The organism is Bifidobacteriaceae bacterium, from assembly GCA_031281585.1.
Classification (GTDB): Bacteria; Actinomycetota; Actinomycetes; order Actinomycetales; family WQXJ01; genus JAIRTF01.
The window spans coordinates 1-6,100 of record JAITFE010000015.1 but is presented as its reverse complement, the minus strand read 5'-3'; the positions used below and the strand labels follow the sequence as shown (position 1 = coordinate 6,100).

General features: G+C 70.3%; 6 protein-coding genes. All 6 read left to right on the top strand.

Going from position 1 to position 6,100, the window contains the following annotated elements:
- Positions 1–198: hypothetical protein (locus LBC97_00985; protein ID MDR2564634.1), on the top strand; the 198-nt coding region annotated here is incomplete at its 5' end.
- A gap of 968 nt (positions 199–1,166) precedes the next feature.
- Positions 1,167–2,300: a phosphate ABC transporter permease subunit PstC gene (gene pstC / locus LBC97_00980; protein MDR2564633.1), complete on the top strand. Its 1,134-nt coding sequence runs from the start codon at positions 1,167–1,169 to the stop codon at positions 2,298–2,300.
- Between the two features lie 10 nt (positions 2,301–2,310).
- Positions 2,311–3,762 (top strand): phosphate ABC transporter permease PstA, encoded by a 1,452-nt coding sequence (gene pstA / locus LBC97_00975; GenBank protein ID MDR2564632.1) that lies wholly within the window; start codon positions 2,311–2,313, stop codon positions 3,760–3,762.
- Positions 3,759–5,723: a phosphate ABC transporter substrate-binding protein PstS gene (locus LBC97_00970; GenBank protein MDR2564631.1), complete on the top strand. Its 1,965-nt coding sequence runs from the start codon at positions 3,759–3,761 to the stop codon at positions 5,721–5,723. Before pstA ends, LBC97_00970 begins: the two co-directional genes overlap by 4 nt.
- On the top strand, positions 5,720–5,920 hold the full coding sequence (locus LBC97_00965) for a hypothetical protein (protein ID MDR2564630.1): 201 nt from the start codon (positions 5,720–5,722) through the stop codon (positions 5,918–5,920). The genes LBC97_00970 and LBC97_00965 overlap by 4 nt, the downstream gene beginning before the upstream one ends.
- Positions 5,913–6,100 (top strand): hypothetical protein (locus LBC97_00960; GenBank protein MDR2564629.1); only part of this gene is annotated, 188 nt, incomplete at its 3' end. The genes LBC97_00965 and LBC97_00960, both read left to right, overlap by 8 nt.

Here is a 6,100-nt window from a genome sequence, read left to right as displayed (position 1 = left end):
TCCATGTCGTTGGACTTCGCCAAGCTCCCCAAGCCCGTCGCCGAGGCCGTCCGCTCCTCCTACGGCGATTCCGTGGGGCAGTTGTTCCTCATCGCCGCGGCGGTTTCGGTCGTGTCGCTGCTGGCCGTGATCTTCATGAAAGGCACCCGGCTCGCGGCCAAGCTCGACACGTCCGCTTCGGCCGACTCCCAGGGGTAATCCGGGCGGCCGGGTAACAGGCGCAGCGTTTACCTGCGACGATGCCGTTGGGCCGGGCGGCGGCACCGGGCGCCGCTGTCCGCCCCCGCCCCGAGGCGAGGGCAGACACGCGGGGCGGGGCGGTGCCCGAAACCGCCGCTTCGGGGAGAAACGGACAACCCCCGCCGATGCCGCCACCCAGCCACACGGCATCGGCGCAGGTCAGCGGACCCGACCGCTCCGCGCCCGACCGGACCCCTGTCCGGAACTCCCCGAAGCAAGCCAAAACCCGCCGCTTCGGGGAGAAACGGACAACCCCCGCAGACGCCGCCAACCCGCTCCACGGCATCGTCCCAGGTCACCGGACCGGCCGGGTCCGGGCGCGTACGGGCCCCTGTCCGGAACTCCCCAAAGCAAGCCAAAACCCGCCGCTTCGGGGAGAAACGGACAACCCCCGCAGACGCCGCCAACCCGCTCCACGGCATCGCCCCAGGTCACCGGACCGGCCGGGTCCGGGCGCGTACGGGCCCCTGTCCGGAACTCCCCAAAGCAAGCCAAAAGCCGCCGCTTCGGGGAGAAACGGACAACCCCCGCCGATGCCGCCAACCCGCTCCACGGCATCGTCCCAGGTCACCGGACCGGCTGGGTCGGGCCGCGTAACGGGCCCTGTCCGGAACTCCCCGAAGCAAGCCAAGAACACGCGGGCCGGGGGCGGTTTGAGGTCAATCCCGCCCAGGCCTCCGCACGCCGGCGACGCCACGCCAGCCACTCCTGCCCCCGCCGCCACTCCTGTCACAACGGCCGCCGCCGCGCCGCGCTCGAACCCGAGAATTGCGACACTGTTGGCCGTGCCGTCCCCTGGAGTTCTCCGTCCGTTCACCCTCGCCTGCAACGCTCTTAGGCGGGATCGGGGGCCCCGGCCAGTCGCGTGAGACTTGACGCGAGCGCGGCCGCCAAATCGCAAACCTTATTCGCTCCTAAGGGTGTCAATGGCCAACAGCGTGCTAAGAGCGCAGCCTGCCTGGGCAAACGCCGCCTCCTTCACACCGGAGGCGGACAGCGCGGCCCCTGCGGGCGCGGTTCAGGCAGGGTCTCCGGCGCCCGCGCGAGCCGACCCAGCCCAACACGGCCAGCAAGAGCTACCAGACCAGCAAGACAGGCCGCGCCGCATCAAGACTGTGACGGGCGCGGCGGACCGCGTGTTCAAGTACGGGTCGCACGGCGCGGGGCTGCTGGTGCTGGCAATCATGACCATGGTGGGGCTGTTCTTGGCGATCAGGGGCGCCCAGGCGATGAGCGCGGCGGGCGCCAGCTTCTGGACGGAGCAGGACTGGGAACCCAATTCGGGCAGGTTCGGGATCGCGGCGGTCCTTTTCGGCACCATCGCCATCGCCTTGATCGCGATCACGGTGGCGCTCCCCCTGGCGCTGGGCACCGCCACATACATCTCCGAATACGCGCCGCAGGGCGTCAAGTCTTTCCTGGTCGGAGTGGTGGACCTGATGGCGGCCATCCCATCGGTGGTTTACGGACTGTGGGGCATGTTTTGGCTTGAGGGTCATCTGCTGCCGGTGGCGCGGTGGATCAGCACGCATTTCGGCTGGATTCCGATCTTCAAAGTGGACCGATTCGACCCGCTCGACCCGCTGGCCACGCCCACGGTCTTCACCGCCTCGGCGTGCCTGGCCGGGTTGGTGGTCGCGATGATGGTGGCGCCCATCGCCTGTTCGGTCATGCGCGAGGTCTTCGCCCAGGCCCCGGTCGGCGAACGCGAGGGAGCGCTGGCGCTGGGGGCGTCGAAGTGGGGCATGATCCGCTCGGTGGTCTACCCGTTCGGGCGGGGCGGGATCATTGGCGGCACCATGCTGGGGCTGGGCCGGGCGCTCGGCGAGACCATAGCCGTCTACCTGGTCATCTCCCCCGTGTTCGTCATCAACTGGCAGGTCTTGTCGACCGGCACGAATTCGATCTCCTCGCTGATCGCGCTGCGTTACGGCGAGGCGTCCGGCTTCGAGTTGTCCGGCCTGATGGCAGCCGGACTGGCGTTGTTCGCGATCACCATGGTGGTGAACTTCGGCGCCGGGATCATCATCCAGCGCTCCCGTTCCGGCGAGTCGAGTTGAGGCCCCCGCGATGACCACCATCCCCAGCCCCGCGGCCAGGCCAGCCAATCCGCCGATGCCGTCCGCCCCGCCTCCCCACGAAGCGCCAGGAGGGTTCGGCTCACCCGACCGGACCGAGCCGCTGCCCGCGCCGGCCGAGGCCGGCACGGTGATCGCGCCAGCGGCGGCAACGCCGCGGCCGGCCGGGCCGGTGCAGCGGCGGCCGCTAACGCCGGAGCTTTACCCGCGCACCGTCCTGTTGGCCGAGGAGCCCGTCGGCACCGGGCCGGAACGGCCGGAGGCCCGCCGCAACCTGGCCAGGATCAGGCGGGAGGACGTGCTCAGGATTGTGGGCGCGGCGGCCGCCGCGCTCGCCCTGACCGGGTGGCTCTTCACGCAAGTGATCCCGGCGGCCGGTCCGCTCGCGTTCACGTTGACCGCGTACCTGGCCTTCTTGGTCTTCTTCGTGGCCCTGATCGCCTTGGACGAGGGCCGGGTCACCGTCACCGACCGGGTGGCGGGCGTGTTCATCCATTCGGCGGCGATCGTGCTGATGCTGGCGCTGGCCGTGGTGGTGGTGTTCACGCTGGCGCGCGGGGCCGTCGCGTTCACGCACGCGAACTTCTGGACCGAGGACATGTCGATGGCGGGCCCGCTGGACCCGTTGACGCTTGGCGGCATGGCGCACGGCGCGGTCGGCACGCTCATCATGATCACGTTCGCGTTGGCGATCTCCATCCCGTTGGGGCTGGTCTGCGCGGTTTTCATGGCGGAGTTCCCCTCGCCGTTCGCGCGGGTGGTGCGGACGGTGGTGGAGGCCATGACGGCGTTGCCGTCCATCATCTGCGGTTTGTTCATCTACGCGACCTATGTGCTCGCGTTCGGGTTGAACAAGTCCGGCTTCGCGGCCAGCCTGGCGGTGACCATCATGATCTTGCCGATAATCATCCGCTCGGCGGATGTGGTGCTGCGGCTGGTGCCGGCCACGTTGAAGGAGGCGTCGCTGGCCACTGGCGCGAGCCACTGGCGGACCATCTGGCATGTGGTTCTGCCGACCAGCAAGTCCGGGTTGATGACGGCGGTGGTGCTGGGGACGGCGCGCGGAATTGGCGAAACCTCTCCCGTGCTGCTGACCGCCGGTTACACCTCCCATTTCAATTTCAACCCCTTCTCGGGGCCAATGGTGTCCTTGCCGTTCGCCACGTTCACGCTGGTCAAGTCGCCAGAACCAACGCAAGTCGCCCGCGGTTTCGGCGCTGCGGCGGTGTTGATGGCAATGGTTTTCGGCTTGTTCCTGGCCGCGCGCTGGTTGGGCGGCAAGGGCGCGGGGCTGCTCTCGCCCAGGGGTCTGCGCCGGGCGCGGGCCGCCTCCCTGCGGGACGCGCAACGGTTCGCCACCCGCGACCTCTACAGGGCGTACGCCGAGTTCGACGCGGCCGGGCTGGCCGGCGCCGGCGGCACCATGAGGGGAGGTCCCCGATGAATCCCCCCATCCGCCCAGGGTCCCCCAAAACGGCGCAGCCGGCGGGAGCGCCGGCCGCCGGCGGCCGGGCCGCCTCCGGGAACAAGGGAGTCGAGCGCGCCACAGACCCAGCCCCGCGCCGGCCGTGGGGCTGGGGCGGGCGGCGTTGCGCGGTGGCGATGGTCGGCATCGTGCTCCTGGTTGGCGGCGGGCTGGGGCTGGCCACCCCGGCGCTGGCGGTGGGGCGGGTGCACGCGCCGATCACCGGGTCGGGGTCAACGTGGTCCGCGAACGCGTTGCAGCAGTGGATAAAGAACGTGTGGGCCAACTACCAGTGGAAGATCGATTACACCGAGTCGGGCTCCACGCAGGGGCGCAACGACTTCGCGTATGGCACGGCGGACTTCGGCGTCTCGGAGATCCCGTACGCGATCGCGAACTCGAACGAGGGCGACGCGCGCCCGAACCGGAGCTTCGCCTACATGCCGATCGTGGCGGGCGGGACGGCGTTCATGTACAACCTGCAGATCGCGGGGAAGCGGGTGACCAACCTCAGGCTCTCCGGCGCGGTGATCGCGAAGGTTTTCACGGGCGTGATCACCCGGTGGGACGACCCGGCGATCAAGGCGGACAATCCGGCTTTGGCGTTGCCTTCCCTCCCGATTGTGCCGGTGGTCAGGTCGGACGGGTCCGGCGCGACGGCGCAGGTGTCCATCTGGCTGCGCCAAGAGCACACCGCGATCTGGGACGCCTACTGCGGGAAGGTGGGCCGGCCAATGGTGAACGGTCATTGCGGGGTGACCTCGAACTACCCGGTGGTGCCGGGCAGCGGGTTCGTGTCGCGGTCCGGGTCGAACGGCGTGTCCGGTTATGTGGCCCAGTCCCACGCGGTCGGGTCGATCACGTTCGTGGAGTACTCGTACGCGCTGAACGCGGGCTTCCCTGTGGCGAAGGTGCTGAACAGGGCGGGTTACTACGCGGAGCCGACCGCCTCCAACGTGGCGGTGGCGCTTCTGAACGCGCGCATCAACGAGGACGCGTCCTCGCCGGATTACCTGACCCAGGATCTGCGAGACGTGTACACCAACCCGGATAAGCGGGCTTATCCGCTGTCCAGCTACTCGTACATCATTTTGCCGACCGCGATCGAATCCGGTTTCTCTGAAGACAAAGGGCTGACCCTGGCGGACTTCGGGGCCTATTTCCTGTGCGAAGGCCAGCAGCAGGCCGAAACCCTGGGCTATTCGCCGCTGCCCGTCAACCTGGTCCTGGCGGGCCAGGCCCAGATTGAGAAGATTCCAGGTGGCGACCCGGCGGTCAAGGGGATCGCCGCGTGCCACAACCCGACCCTCGACCCGTCCGATCCGAACGGCAACGCCCTGGCCAAGAACGCACCCTTCCCGTCCGAGTGCGACCGCCAGGGGGCTGCCCAATGCACCGCCGGCACCGGTGGGGCGAAGAACGTCCCACCGGAGCAGACCGCGAACAACTCCGACCCGGCTGGCACGTCCGGCGGAGGTTCCGGCGGCCCCGGCGCTAGCAGCGGAGGGAACGGCGGCGGCAATGGCGCCGCCGCTGACGGGCCGGGCGGCGCCGGCGGCGGGGACGAGCCGACCGGCGCCGAAGGCCAACAGGACGGGACGGCCCTGTCCGGAGACGCCGACGTGGTGGCTCTGGACCAGGCCGACCCGGTCCTGGCCATGGCGGCGGCCAGCCCGCAATCCATCCCGGCGCCCGCCGCCAACACCGCAGCGCAACTGGTCATGCTGGCTGCGGGCGCCGGGGTGCTGGCCGCCACCGTGCTCCCGCCCCTCCTGGGCAAACGCGGCCCCCGCCGCAAGAGGCCCAAGTTGGGCAAGGTCGCGGCCGCCCGCGCCGCCGCCCCGGCGGGCCCCGCCCCGGCCCGCCACCCCGGTGTTGACACGCCGACAGGCGGGTCCGCCCGCCCCGTCACAGCTTGGCGGGAGGCGAGCGAGTCGTGAACCACCCGTCCGCCGATGCCGTCCTGCGCGGCCGCTCCCGCATGGCCGCCCACCGCCGCGCCCGTTTCGCCGCCTGGACCGCCCCGCCCCCGCCCGCCCCCGTGTCGCCCGCCGCGCCCCCGGACCAGCACGCCCGCCCCCTTGACGACCACGTTGACTCCGCCTCGGCCGAGGGAAAGGACCGTCACCATGCGTAGACAGAACGAGGCCGGAAATGGGGACGGTACCTTTTTCCGTCGAGCCGGAAAAAGGTACCGTCCCCATTTCCGCCCGACTGGACTCGTAGGCGTGACCCGGCGCGGCATGCGAGCGGCCGCAGGCGGCCTGGCCCTGGCCCTGGCCGCCGGAATTGGCCTGGCGGCCCTGCCGGGCCCGCG